Origin of the sequence: Roseimaritima multifibrata (genome assembly GCF_007741495.1) — a bacterium.
GTDB lineage: Bacteria > Planctomycetota > Planctomycetia > Pirellulales > Pirellulaceae > Roseimaritima > Roseimaritima multifibrata.
In genome coordinates, this window is sequence record NZ_CP036262.1 from 3234267 (window position 1) to 3247451 (window position 13185).

10 protein-coding genes are annotated in these 13185 nt (G+C 54.6%); 4 read left to right on the top strand and 6 right to left on the bottom strand.

Annotated features, from left to right (window positions below):
- The first annotated feature begins 554 nt into the window (after positions 1–554).
- Positions 555–1709, top strand: coding sequence for a glycosyltransferase (locus FF011L_RS11780; protein WP_145351854.1), 1155 nt, complete (start codon positions 555–557; stop codon positions 1707–1709).
- Here FF011L_RS11780 and FF011L_RS11785 read toward each other — a convergent pair.
- Positions 1706–1972, bottom strand: coding sequence for a hypothetical protein (locus tag FF011L_RS11785; RefSeq protein WP_145351855.1), 267 nt, complete (start codon positions 1970–1972; stop codon positions 1706–1708). The two genes, FF011L_RS11780 and FF011L_RS11785, sit on opposite strands and share 4 nt — an antisense overlap.
- Before the next feature lie 258 nt (positions 1973–2230).
- Between FF011L_RS11785 and FF011L_RS11790 the strand changes: the two genes are divergently transcribed.
- On the top strand, positions 2231–2764 hold the full coding sequence (locus FF011L_RS11790; protein WP_145351856.1) for a gamma carbonic anhydrase family protein: 534 nt from the start codon (positions 2231–2233) through the stop codon (positions 2762–2764).
- Here FF011L_RS11790 and FF011L_RS11795 read toward each other — a convergent pair.
- Complete coding sequence (locus FF011L_RS11795) at positions 2755–3726, bottom strand: UDP-glucuronic acid decarboxylase family protein (RefSeq protein WP_145351857.1); 972 nt, start codon at positions 3724–3726, stop codon at positions 2755–2757. The two genes, FF011L_RS11790 and FF011L_RS11795, sit on opposite strands and share 10 nt — an antisense overlap.
- Positions 3727–3947: 221 nt before the next feature.
- On the opposite strand from FF011L_RS11795, the gene FF011L_RS11800 reads away from it, so the two are divergent.
- On the top strand, positions 3948–4706 hold the full coding sequence (locus FF011L_RS11800) for a hypothetical protein (protein ID WP_145351858.1): 759 nt from the start codon (positions 3948–3950) through the stop codon (positions 4704–4706).
- 836 nt (positions 4707–5542) lie between these two features.
- On the opposite strand, the gene FF011L_RS11805 is transcribed toward FF011L_RS11800, so the two are convergent.
- The 4 genes from FF011L_RS11805 to FF011L_RS11820 all read right to left on the bottom strand — a co-directional run bounded on the left by FF011L_RS11805 (position 5543) and on the right by FF011L_RS11820 (position 9684).
- On the bottom strand, positions 5543–5929 hold the full coding sequence (locus FF011L_RS11805; RefSeq protein ID WP_145351859.1) for a VOC family protein: 387 nt from the start codon (positions 5927–5929) through the stop codon (positions 5543–5545).
- Positions 5930–6028: 99 nt separating this feature from the next.
- Positions 6029–7159 carry a Gfo/Idh/MocA family protein gene (locus tag FF011L_RS11810; RefSeq protein ID WP_145351860.1) on the bottom strand — a complete coding sequence of 377 codons (1131 nt, stop codon included), beginning with the start codon at positions 7157–7159 and terminating at the stop codon, positions 6029–6031.
- A gap of 50 nt (positions 7160–7209) precedes the next feature.
- The gene (locus FF011L_RS11815; RefSeq protein ID WP_145351861.1) at positions 7210–8253 is read right to left on the bottom strand and encodes a sugar phosphate isomerase/epimerase family protein; all 1044 of its coding nucleotides are present in this window, start codon (positions 8251–8253) and stop codon (positions 7210–7212) included.
- Between the two features lie 180 nt (positions 8254–8433).
- Positions 8434–9684 (bottom strand): cupin domain-containing protein, encoded by a 1251-nt coding sequence (locus FF011L_RS11820; protein WP_145351862.1) that lies wholly within the window; start codon positions 9682–9684, stop codon positions 8434–8436.
- A 407-nt stretch (positions 9685–10091) separates the two neighbouring features.
- Here FF011L_RS11820 and FF011L_RS11825 point away from each other — a divergent pair, with 407 nt between their 5' ends.
- A complete protein-coding gene (locus FF011L_RS11825; protein WP_246109879.1) occupies positions 10092–13046 on the top strand; it encodes a zinc-dependent metalloprotease in 2955 nt (984 codons plus the stop codon).
- Positions 13047–13185: the final 139 nt, after the last annotated feature.

Consider the following 13185-nt stretch of genomic DNA (forward strand, 5'->3'; position numbering starts at 1 on the left):
TGTCCTGCGTTTGAGTTCGTCCCGTTCCACCACCGCGTTCGTGGCTGTCGACCGGCCGTCACAAAGCGGACACTGAGGCTTGTGTGGGGAGCGATCGCGGACGGAACAATGATCCGCGCCGGCCGCACCACCAGCAGCGTTGCATCCGGACGATCGATGGGCCGCGCAGTCGCATCCAGACATCTTGAACTGGTTGTTCAGGTGCGAGTGCGGACATCCATGACAAGAAATGGGAACATCGGCTAAGACCGATGCGATGGCCACGGCTAGGAGGGTCAATAAATGGATTGGTTTTCGCATCTTTGTTCGCCTCCACGTTTATTCGATAGCTGTTAGACCGTCTGGTAGCGGTTGTCCTAGTTGTTCTTCGGAGAAGGATGGTGTTGATCGATTGTTTTAAATGCATTTTGATTAAAGGGAGGATGCTCGGATGCCGCAGGACCAACACAATCGTTAAACTTCGCTCTTTGAGAATCAGAACAAGACGCGGGGATTCGTCCGATCTTGATGATCTAATTTCTATATGCTGGCGTTTTTAGAAAGGTATTCTGCCGATGAGTGAGCGAATTTCGGTTCTTCTGATGATTGGATCGCTGGCTGGTGGAGGCAGTGAGCGTCAGATGATCGGGATTGCGAAAATGCTTGATCGAACCAAATTTCGCCCTGTCCTGTTTTTGATCTACGCCTCAGGAGAACTGCTGAAAGAAGTGCCTGCGGACGTGCCGGTTTATGCCTACTGGCAGGACCAAAAGCCGTTTCGGTTCAACTATCCTGGCCGAATCCTGCGCGATCAGAAACGCTATTTAGAAAAGGTGCTTCGCAAGGAATCGATTGATGTCCTCTATTCCAGGACCTATCCAATGGCCTTGGTAGCCGGTCCTGTCACAAAGCGTTTGGGAGTTCCGCATTTACCGACGATCGTGGTCGACCCCGCGTCGATGCTTCGCGATTCGAAAGAACGCTGGATGCGGCTGAAGCTTTTGTTGCTAAAGCGGGCCTACCACGACAGCGAACTAGTCCTTACGGTTTCCGAAGGAGTTCGCGAAGCGGCGATCGCGTTTTACGATTTGCCCCCTCCGCATGTGCGAAGAATGATCAATTCGCTTGATCTAGAGCGTCTGGACCGATTGGCTGAACAACCATTTGACCATTTTCGGCCCGGACGATTTCACATCGTTCACGCCGGCCGCTTCGTGTCGCAGAAGGGGCATCGCTATCTGTTCGAAGCGATCGCCGAACTGGTGCGGCGAGGGCATCGCGAACTGTCGGTTCACTTGTACGGCGAAGGGCCCGACCAGGATTCGCTGCAGCAGTTGGTTGCGAAGCTTGGGCTGCAGGATCACGTTGAATTGAATCCCTACTTGGTCAACGTCCTGCCCGCGATCAAGAATGCCGACTTGTTCTGTTTGCCTTCACTGTACGAAGGAATGCCCAATGCTTTACTGGAAGCGGTTGCCCTCGGGATACCGGTTGTTTCTACCGACTGTCCTAGCGGCCCCAGGGAAATTCTGAATGAGGGAGAACTGGGAAGACTGGTCCCCGTCGCCGATTCCGTAGCGATGGCCGACGCCATCGCTGAGGTGATTGAGAACAAGCAGGCGGCTTTCGAATGGGCCGCGCGAGCCAAAAAAGAGATTCGTGCCCGATTCGATCCCGCGGCAGTGACGCCAGTTTTGGAGCAAATCCTCGAATCGGCAGTCGGGTCCTAGCGAGGCGCTGGACGGCTTGTGCAGGCTTTCATCGCTTCGAAACCTTCGGTGGTGAGCGAGTACCCACCCTTAAAACTTTCCGAAACAAGCAGGTCTCGGTCCGTCAGTGTTTCCAACGATTCGCGATGACGATCTAGGTCCGGTCCGTGGAAGCAAAGCATCTGACCGGGACGCATCAAAAATTCGCGGAAGACTCGGAGAACATTTTCTTCGCGGGTGGTCAGTGGAGCGTTGGGATTCAAGGTCTTTGCTGCGCGAGCCATAGAGAATGCCACATCAAGATTTATTGGGAGTTTGTTTGACGTTACCCATTCTACCTCGAACGCTAGCTTCGGAAAAGGATTAATCCTCGCTCGCAACGGCGATATCCGGTAAACAACTTGCCCGGGGATCCCCTAAGCCGACTGGTTGGTACAATTTGCCAAACCGAAGAAATGGCCCCAGCTGGCGGTTCACTGGCCGTCGGTTTTCGGTGATGTTGCGTACCCTTTTTGTCCTAAAGTCCTTTGTTTTGGTTCCCGATGACGATTTACCAATTGGGCGAGAAATGTCCCAAAATTGACCCCTCCGCCTATATTGCGGCCGAAGCGACGATCATCGGAGACGTCGAAATTGCCGCGGATGCGAACGTTTGGCCAGGAGCCGTCGCTAGAGGGGATGTCGAACCGATCCGCATTGGGGCTCGATCAAGTGTCCAGGACAATGTGGTGATGCACACCGACCCAGGATTTCCATTGCATATCGGCGAAGATGCGACGATCGGACATCAAGCAACGCTGCACGGGTGCACGATCGGACGCGGCGCGTTGGTCGGCATGCAGGCGGTCGTGTTGAATGGGGCCGAAATCGGCGAAGGATCGCTTGTCGCTGCGGGGGCGCTGGTCACCGAGGGCAAGTCCTTCCCGGCTCACAGTCTGATCCTGGGATCGCCCGCCAAGGTCGCCCGTCCTCTGAGAGAAGACGAAATCAAAAACATACAGGCGTTAGCTGCCAGGTATGTTGAACGAGGCAGAGACTACCGCGAGAACTTGAAACCGGTGACACCTCAGGAATAATTTGGTGTCGGCGGTTGGTAGTCATCGATATCGATTGATCGAAACCAATCGATTGTTTTCTGAAGGCCTTCGGAAAGGGGAGTGGTTGGTTCCCAGTCCAGTTTTTCTTTTGCCAGTCGAATGTCGGGCCGGCGACGCGTCGGGTCGTCGGTAGGAAGCGGTTTTTGGACCAGCTTCGATTCGCCTCCGACCTTCTCCATAACCATTTCGGCAAGCTGCCGAATCGTAAATTCGCCTTGGTTGCCGATATTGACCGGGCCTGCGAACCCTTCGGAATTGTTCATCATTCGGACGATGGCTTCGACCAAGTCATCACGATAGCAGAACGATCGAGTTTGCTCGCCGTCCCCGAAAATGGTGATCGGTTCGTTACGCAGAGCCTGCCGGATGAAGTTCGAAACGACACGTCCGTCGTAAGGGTGCATCCGTGGTCCGTACGTATTGAAAATGCGGACGATCCGAGCATCGACATTGTTGCTGCGGCGGTAGTCCATGCAAATCGATTCCGCCGCTCGCTTCCCTTCGTCGTAACAGGCGCGAGGGCCAATCGGGTTGACGCTACCGCGGTAGGATTCAGGCTGCGGATGGACGTCCGGGTCGCCGTAGACTTCGCTGGTGCTGGCTTGCAGGAAGCGAGCTCCACAGCGTTTGGCGATTCCCAACATGTTGATCACTCCCATCACGGACGTTTTCATCGTCTTGATCGGGTTGAACTGGTAATGGCCCGGAGCGGCCGGGCAAGCCAAATTGTAGATCTGGTCGACTTCTAAAAAGATCGGCAACGTGATGTCGTGACGAATCAGTTCGAAATTTGGGCGATTTAGAAGATGAACGACGTTGCTTTTTTGACTGGTGAAGAAGTTATCCAAACAAATGACGTCATGTCCTTCTTCTACCAAGCGTTCGCAAAGGTGAGAACCCAAGAATCCGGCACCGCCGGTCACCAAAATACGATGAATCATGCTAACAATTTTGGAATGAGTATTCGTTAGGACCGGCTAACGAGTGCGGTTCAGTACTATTCTGCTTAGATAGCACAAGGCTACTCGGTTCTGGCGGTGACGCAATCGGGCTAGACCGGACAAGCCGATTTTTGTTATCGGTGGCTTCAATCTGCCTCGGAAATCGTTGCCCCTCGCTGACGGCTTTGGCCGGCAGGATTTCGCTGAACACCGCAATTGCCATGAAAAACAGAACGCTCCCGATCCTTGCTGGCCTATTGTTCCTCTCGTCGGCTTGGACAGCACCCGCTTTCGCCCAGTCGGCTTTGCCGCAGGGCCCGTCCTTTCGCCTGGAAACGGAAATCTATGATGCCGACGGAAATACCCCGTTAGCACGGCATAAAATATTGTTTGATTCGGGCGTGATCTACGATTTGGAAGAGATGGGGGGCACCATTCAGACCATTTTCGATCCAACTCGCGAACGGGTCGTCCTGTTAGACACCAAAGCCCAGTTGCAGGCCGAGCTTTCGACTCAGCAGTTAATCGATGCAACCGTTCAGCTTTCCGCTGCCGCTAGGCAGAACAGCAAGGCCGCGGCGTTTGGTTTGGATGCAGAGGTGGTTCAAACCGGGGATCAATACGCCGTCAAATTCGGATCTTGTAAGTACGAAACGACCACACAGGAACTGTCTCGCCCTGAATTCGCCCATGCCTATCACGAATTAACGGTCTGGGCGGCCCGCTTGAACGTCCTTCGCCGAGTCGGCGTACCTCCTTTCGGCCGGATGGCACTGGGCGAAAAACTGTCCGCAGCCGGCCTTGTCCCGCTTGAATTGACGCTAAGCATCGACGAGGGATCGAAGGTTCAACGCTACCGAGCTCACCATTTAGTAATCGAGACCCTTTCGGAACTGGATCGTCGAGCGATTCAGAAAGTCGGTGACAACCTAGCCAATTTCCGAAAAGTCAGCTTAGAAGAGTTCCCCTCGGAATCGTAGGATCGGCTGGTTGTCGCAAAGAGCATCTGCCATGGTCGCAGACCTCCACAAACATCTGCCGCCCTCCGGGCTAAAGGCTTGTTTCGGTATCGAACCGGTGGTTCGCACCACCGGCAAGTATCTGTCGCCCTCCGGGCTAATAGGGCGAACCGAGTTCCAGCCGGCAGTTTATATCGGCGCCCGGCCAGCTTTGTCGTGCCACAGAGCGGTTTCCATCGGTGGAGATCAGACTGATCTCCACAAGCCCATTCCTTGGCCAGAACAAAACTTGGCTAGCCCGGAGGGCGACAGATACTTGCCGGCGGCGTCAGCCGCCGGATACCCTGCTTGAGCATTCTCAGCCCGGAGGGCGGCAGAACATCTGCCACCGGCGCCAAGCTCTACAGATTCTGCCGCCCTCCGGGCTAATGGGGCGAACCGAGTTCCAGCCGGCAGTTTATATCGGCGCCCGGCCAGCTTTGTCGTGCCACAGAGCGGTTGCCATCGGTGGAGACCAGACTGATCTCCACAAGCCCATTCCTTGGCCAGGACAAAACTTGGCCAGCCCGGAGGGCGACAGATACTTGCCGGCGGCGTCAGCCGCCGGATACCCTGCTTGAGCATTCTCAGCCCGGAGGGCGACAGAACATCTGCCATCGGCGCCAAGCTCTACAGATTCTGCCGCCCTCCGGGCTAAAGGCTTGCTTCGGCATCGAACCGGTGGTTTGCACCACCGGCAACCATCTGCCGCCCTCCGGGCTAATGGCTTGCTTCGGCATTGAACCGGTGGTTTGCACCACCGGCAAATATCTGCCGCCCGGGCTAATGGGGCAGTTATGCTGCCCCACGGGGTAGCATTATTTTGCTTTGGGGAGCTCGCACAGTTCTACCCAGTGACCGTCAGGGTCGATCAGGAAGGATTGCTGCGCGCCATCGGGACGCGTCTTGCGCGGCACTCGGCTGGCACCATGCTTTTCTAATTCTTTGCTCAGGTGAGCATCCCAAGCGTCTAGGTCTTCGACTTGGATTGCGATATGCGTTCCTCGGTGCCCCGAGTGAACATCCAGCTCGCGGTCTCCGATTAGATGGAGTTCCTGGTCGGTTCCGACCCGGAACCAAGCCCCTGGGAAATCAAATGCGGGTCGAGGCAGAACCTCCAACCCCAGTGCATCGCGGTAGAAAGCGATGCTACGTTCGACATCGGTAACGTGCAGGGCGACATGGTTCAGGTTGATCGTGCGCATCGTTGTGCCTGGACGAGAGTGGCGGTTGGCTCCGCCCGTGAGATTTTCAATCGTCAGCCCGGCGCACCTAGACGCCGAGCTGCGATTCGAACAGGTTGCCTAAACGTCTTTCCAGACTCGTTGTTTCGCACTTGCCAGGACGGCATCGCAAACTTTTTGCGTTTCCAGAGCATCGCGGAAATTGGGGCTGAACGGAGCGTCCGATTCCAGCGATTTTAGAAAATCGGCTACCTGATGAATAAAGGAGTGCTCGTAGCCAATCTGTAGTCCCGGTACCCACCAGTTGCCCATGTAGGGCTGGTCGCCATCGGAAACGTGAATGCTTCGCCAGCCGCGAACAATGCTGTCGTCGGCGTGATCGAAGTACTCCAGGCGGTGAAGGTCGTGCAAGTCCCAGCGAAGCGAGGCTTTTTCGCCGTTGATTTCAAGGGTATACAACGCCTTGTGGCCGCGAGCGTAACGGGTCGATTCAAACAGTCCCAGTGAGCCGTTGTTGAAGTGGCAGAGGAAGCTGCAGGCATCGTCGATCGTTACTGGGATTTTTTCGCCAGTGTCGGCATGCGTCCGTTCTTTGACAAAGGTTTCTGTCATCGCGGTGACGTCTTTGATCCCGCCGTTTAACCAAAGCGCGGTGTCGATGCAGTGAGCCAACAAGTCGCCGGTTACGCCGCTGCCAGCAGCTTCTGCATCCAGTCGCCAGGTGGCGGCACCACCGACAGGGACATCGGCGTTGATCGTCCAGTCTTGAAGGAAGTTGGCTCGGTAATGAAAGATCTTCCCTAGCCGTCCTTCGTCGATCAGTTGTTTGGCCAAGGAAACTGCGGGGACACGGCGGTAGTTGTACCAAACCATGTTTGGAACGCCGGCCGCTTCGACCGCTTCGCACATTTCTTCGCCTTCGGCGGTATTCATGGCGAGCGGTTTTTCGCAGAGAATCATTTTCCCTGCTTTGGCTGCTTCGATTGCGATCTCTTTGTGAAGGTTATTCGGGGTGCAGATATCGACTGCGTCGATGTCGTCCCGTTTCAGCAAAGCTCGCCAATCGGTTTCGATCGATTCATATCCCCAGTTCTTGGCGAACCCTTCCGCTTTGTCGCGGTTGCGGGCACACAAGGCCTTCAGCACGGGCTTGTATTCACAGTCAAAAAAGTTGTTGGCTTGCTTGTAGGCATTCGTGTGGGCTTTGCCCATAAAGCCATAGCCAATCATTCCAATGTTCAACGGTTTCATCAATTTTTCCTGTGCAAAAGTAGTCTGTGCAACGTGTGGGGTTGAGGGTTCTATTCTTGCCAGCCATGGGCGGCTTGGACTTCCAGCATCGACGCCAGGATCTTGTTCCAAGTGTCAGGTTTGGTCATCACCTCGTTGGGGAACATGCAACCGTCCCAGCAGATGTGTTTGATGGTTTTTAGGACGTCACCATGCTCGTCCCGCAGCCAAAAACCGGCATCCTTGGCGATATCCAATTTTCCGTTCGGGTCGTCTGGAAGGCAGTGACGACCGGTCTTGTCGTGGCTTCCCGTTCCATGCACGCTGGCGTCGTTTTGAGCGACGTGGAAATCGATCGTCCAGGGTCGCAGGGCGTGGGTCAGTTCCTTAAGTGCCGCCTCTTTGGCAGCCGTATCGCTCCAGTCAAAATCGGACGCGACGATGGCATCTTCTGGGGCGTTGTATCCCATCAGATAAAGCAGCGTGTGAGCCATGTCGGCTTGGAAGCCAAGGCGTTCGGGGTGTCCGACTCGCTCTAGCAGGTCGACCATTTTTCGCCAGCTTTGCATCCCGCCCCAGCAGATTTCGCCTTCGGCGGCCAAGCGTTCGTCGTACTCTTCGGCGATATCGCAAGCTGCTTTAAAGGTGTCTGCGATTTTGGACTGATTGCCTTCAGGATCTTTGACCCATTCCGATACGGACGACGCACTGTCCAGGCGAATGACTCCGTGCGGCCGGACGCCGATCTGACGCAGTTTTTGGCCGATTTGGCATGCCTTGCGGACCTGCGTTAAGAAGGCTTCAACCTCTTCGGGGCCGCCCATCGCAGGCCCACCACCGGTCGGTTCCCAGACCGGGGCAACCACGGTCCCGATGTCAAGGTTTCGTGAACGAACGCGCTCCGCTAGGTCTTCTAGTTCCGCATCCGTTGCGTCGATCGAAACGTGCGGATCAAACAGGAATAGGTCGACCCCGTCGAATCGGCGACCGTTGACTTCGGCACTGGCCGTCATGTCCAGCAACTGATCCAGTTCGATAATCGGATCGTCACCTTCGCCACCTTTGCCGACGACACCGGGCCAAGCTGCGTTGTGAAGTTTAGGGAAGTTATTCATTGCACACTCACAAGGGGAAAGGGGATTCGACTCATTCAGCCGCCAGATTCGCGAGCACCGTGGCGGAGTTATTCGGCCGCGGCACTCATGTTTAAGGCATCAACTTATCCTGCAGTCGCTCGGCAAAACTGTGAGTGGAATTTCCAGCCACAGTCTCCAAATTGCAACAAATCAACAGGCTCAGCTACCCGCTTTGGGGATGTTGTTGCCATGGACATCAGGGCCGAAGTAACGCAGGCCTACCAGAGGCTCACTGCCGGTGTTTTCGATTTGAACACCGTTGGTGGCGGCTTCGTGGGAGATAAAGACTTCGTCTTCGGTGTTTTCGCCGAAGTGGATCATCGCTGGAGTCTGCAAGTTCAAGGCGCCCATTTTGCCTTTACCTTGGACGGTGATCCATGAACTGGCGCCTGGATCGTTCAGGACGCACTTCGCACCCGGTTGGATGGTCAGTTCTTTGGCGCTGAACAACTGCTGTTTATCAACGGTCCCGTAAACGATCCACAAGTCTTCAAATTTGTCTCCGCTGTTGGCTTCGTCGCGGATCGGTTCCAAGTAATTGGAGTTCTTGAAATGGGTGTCCACATTGCGTTCCCAGTCCAGTTGTCCGACGATGAAGTCGAGGTCTTGGTGCTTTTCTTCTGGCATGTCCTTCACCAGCAACGACCAAGGGACATAACGTCCTTCGACGATCGACTGATACATGCCGAAGACATCGCTGCCCCACTGGGGTTCGTAGGTGCAGAGGCTGCCCGGAGCGTGCAGAACGCCTGGAGGGATCAACCAGCCGGTGCCTCGTTTCAGCCGATAGGCACGCGACAGATCAAGGATTCCGTTGTCGCCGGCATTCCAGTTTTCCAGGCACTTGCGGACATCTTCCTTGGTCGTTCCTGGTTCTAGGCCCATGAACGTATAGGCAAAGTTATTGTCGACGTTGTTCAGTTGAGGTGGGAAGTAATAGCTTTCGGGCTTCCCTTCTTGACCAACCAGTTTCGCATCTTCAAACGATTGATGCATATGGTGAGGAATCGGGCCCATGTTGTCGAAAAATTTCGAATAGACAGGCCAGCGATTGTACTTGTCGGCGATTGCGGAACCGATCAAGCGGGCACCCGCTTCTTCGACTGCGTCCTTGAGGAGGAACTTTTTGCCTTCAAACAGGCAGAAGCTAAGTCCTTCGTGCCAGACACGTCCCTCATTGGCCGCTTCGGTGGTACTTCCGAACCAGCGTTCGTCGATGCCACCGCGGTCGGCGCCGAAGCGGTAATAGTCACCTGGGTGCAGTTTGATCCTGCGTCCCGGGTGAAGAAAAGACCGTGGTACCCACGTTGGAGTCAGGCGGAGCAGGCCACCGCCAGCATCCAGAGCCGAATCAAGCAGAGATGCGACGCTGTCGCCTTTTACGAGGCCTTCGTCCAAAGCGATATTCATAGAGCCATATTCCAGTGAATCATTGAGTATGTGGGAGCACGATCGTTCGCTCCCTGTCAAAATTGTCTTTTGGTTTTTGGGGGTGCAAAACCAACCGTAGCTTGGCTGGGACGGAAGGCTTACACCCGCCGCGGTTTACCGCGGATGGGAGTGTTGTAAGCGGCCGGGGCGGACTTTTCAAGTCTGGGAACCGTTAGGGGGCCCTAGTGTTGCTATGTGATTCCGTATCAATTTCGTAACCATCGAGCGAATTGTAGTGGTTTTACAGGTTACAATATGGTTTAGGTTTCCCCTTCAATCTCCCGGGCCGTGCGAGGGCTACTTCGTGGCCTAGGATTAGATTGGTGGTCGGCTGAATACCGCCAACAGCACGTTCAGATTTATCCTCCCCTACGGATGCACTACCGATGATGCACTGTTTGATTCCGACATCGCTATTTGCTGCGACAGGTCGGGCAATTCTTACGCTTGCGACTCTGGCGGTTCCAGTGGTCGCTGTTGCCGCAGATTCCCTTCCCGAATTCAGTAAGGTTTCTGAGGGGTACGAAGAAATCGCCCCCAGTGATCAGCAGGATGTTAAAGGGCTGTTCAAGGTTTGGAAGCGAGAAAAAGACGGCCAGGTCATCGGGGAACTTCCTAAGAATTTTGCAACCAAAAAATATTTCCTCGCGCTGACCGTCAGTAGCGGAGACAAATACGCGGGGCTCCAGTCGGGCGATTGGGTGGTTCAGTGGCGTAAATATAACGATCGATTAGCGCTGATCGCACCCAATTTGACGATTCGTGCAACGGGGGATGATGAGGCCAAGGCGTCGGTAAAACGTCTGTTCACCGATCAGGTTCTGCTTGATGTGCCAATCCTTGCGACCGGCCCATCCGGTGGCCCCGTGGTCGATCTTGATTCATTGCTTGTCGGCAATGCAACAAAGTTCTTTGGCAACAGTGTTCGTGTAACCAACCCAAGGTTGGTCGCGCTTAAACAGGCAAAAGTCTTTAAGAAGAATATCGAATTGGCTTTTGAAATTGTTGGTGCATCCAGCAAGCTGCAGACCATTCACTATTCCATTAGCGAAGTTCCAGCGACCAACAACGGTTACACACCACGGGCCGCGGATGAACGAATCGGGTACTTCACAACCAGTTTCACCGACCTTGGTAAATACGATGATGATGAAACTCGAATTCGTTACATCAACCGCTGGCACCTTGAGAAACGTGATCCAAAGCTGAAGTTGAGCCCTCCCAAGGAGCCGATTCGGTTCTACATCGAACACACTACCCCCGTTCGCTACCGACGTTGGATCAAAGAAGGGATCGAATTCTGGAACAAGGCGTTTGAAGAAGTCGGCTTCGTCGATGCAATCGTGGTCGAGTACCAGGATGCTGCGACCGGTATCCATATGGAGAAAGATCCCGAAGACGTTAGCTACAACTTTGTCCGCTGGTTGAACAACGATGTGGGAACCGCGATCGGTCCCAGTCGCGTGCATCCCGAAACCGGGCAGATTTTAGACGCTGATATCATCCTGACCGATGGCTGGATTCGCCATTTCCGGTTCAATTACCACGACCTGATGCCCCAGTTGGCGATGGAGGGTATGGGCCCCGATACGTTGGCGTGGTTGGCCGAACATCCTAGCTGGGATCCTCGAGTCCGTTTCGCGTCTCCTTCGAAAGCGTTGCATCTTCGGCAGCAAGCGGCCATGGCAGGCAGTTTGCCGGCATCGGGTCACCCGTTTGCCGCTGCGGATCCGATGTTGCTTGGCGATGACGAGTACGACGGCCTTTACGGTCGCGTCAGTCAGAAGAATGGCCTTTGCATGGCCGCCAGCAGTCGAGGCATGGAAATGGCCCTGGCACGCATGAACTGGGCGTTGACCTTGCTTGATGATAAAGCGAACGACGACAAGAAGAAGGATGATGGCGAGGAGAAGAAAGAAAAGACTGACGAAGAGAAGAAAGAGGAAGTGACAAAGTCCGACAAAGATAAGGATGAAGCCAAAGAGGACGAATCGCTGCTGGACGGGATGCCCGAATGGTTCGTTGGCCCCTTGCTGGCTGACTTGGTGGCACACGAAGTCGGACATACGCTCGGTCTGCGGCATAATTTCAAGGCGTCGGCAATGTTGACGCTGGACGAAATCAATAGCCGCGATGTTAAAGGTAAGAAGACCATCACCGCTTCGGTGATGGACTACACCCCGATCAACTACCGGTATGAATCGGGAGAGATTCAGGGCGATTACGGCATGATCGATCTGGGCCCGTACGATTTCTGGGCAATCGAATATGGGTATGTCCTGGATGCGAAGAAGTTGCCAGGCATCTTGGAACGATGTACCGAACCAGCCCTCCAGTTTGCTACGGATGAGGACACCTCCGGGCCCGACCCGTTGGCAAGGCGATACGATTTCGGACGCGACCCGCTGGCGTTTGCCAACGAGCAAACCAAATTGGTGCAGTTGTACCGCGAACGAATCCTTGACGAATTTGTAGAGGATGGAGACGGGTGGGGAAAAGCTCGTCGCGCTTACGAACTGACCCTTGGTCTGCAGGTTCGCATGATCAACATGATGGCCAATTGGGTAGGTGGTACTTCCATCCATCGAGATCGCAAAGGCGATCCTGGTGATCGTGATCCTGTTGAAGTTATCCCTGCGGAGCAGCAGCGTGAAGCTTTGAAGTTTGTCATCGATCAGGCCTTCAATGACCAAGCTTTTGGGCTGAACCCCGAATTGTTGGCTCGAATGTCTGTCGATAAATGGTTGGATTCAAGTTCCCGTTCGCAAATCGCTACCGAAGGGGCTTGGCCGATCCATGATCGAGTCTTGGGTGTGCAATCAAGTGCATTGACTTTGTTGATGAATCCGACCACCCTGCGTGGTGTTTACGACAACGAGCTGCGTGTTGCAGCCGATGTCGATGTGCTGACTTTGCCGGAATTGCTTAACACGATCTCCGAAGCGACTTGGGCGGAACTATCCGCTGAATGTCCTGAGGATCGTGATGACCGTCGTCCGATGATCAGCAGCTTGCGTCGCAATTTGCAGCGTGAGCACGTTGAACGCTTGCTCGATTTGGTCCTGGCAACAAAGAGTCAGGGTGCAGCATCCAAGCCGATCAGCAACCTGGCTCGCCTGCACTTGAAAGAACTGCAAGGCAACATTCAGAAATCGCTGGAATCATGCGGTGACAAAATGGATGTCTATAGCAAGGCTCATCTTTCCGAACTGGACGAGCGAATCGGAAGCGCTTTGAAAGCGGGCTATACCTATGGTTCGGCGAATGCCGGTGGCGGAATCATGCAGATCCGGTTTGGGCAACCAACGGATCAGTCTCGCGACCAGGTTTTTCCCCAGTAGGAAAAGCTAAAAACCCAGGCGATCTGGTTCGGCATGTGCCGGGCTAGGGCCGCCGAGACGTTTTACGAAACACCACCCGGTTTCATTTAAGCCGGGTGGTTTTGTTTTGCCTTAAACGTGTTCTTCCGTCAGGGCCTTG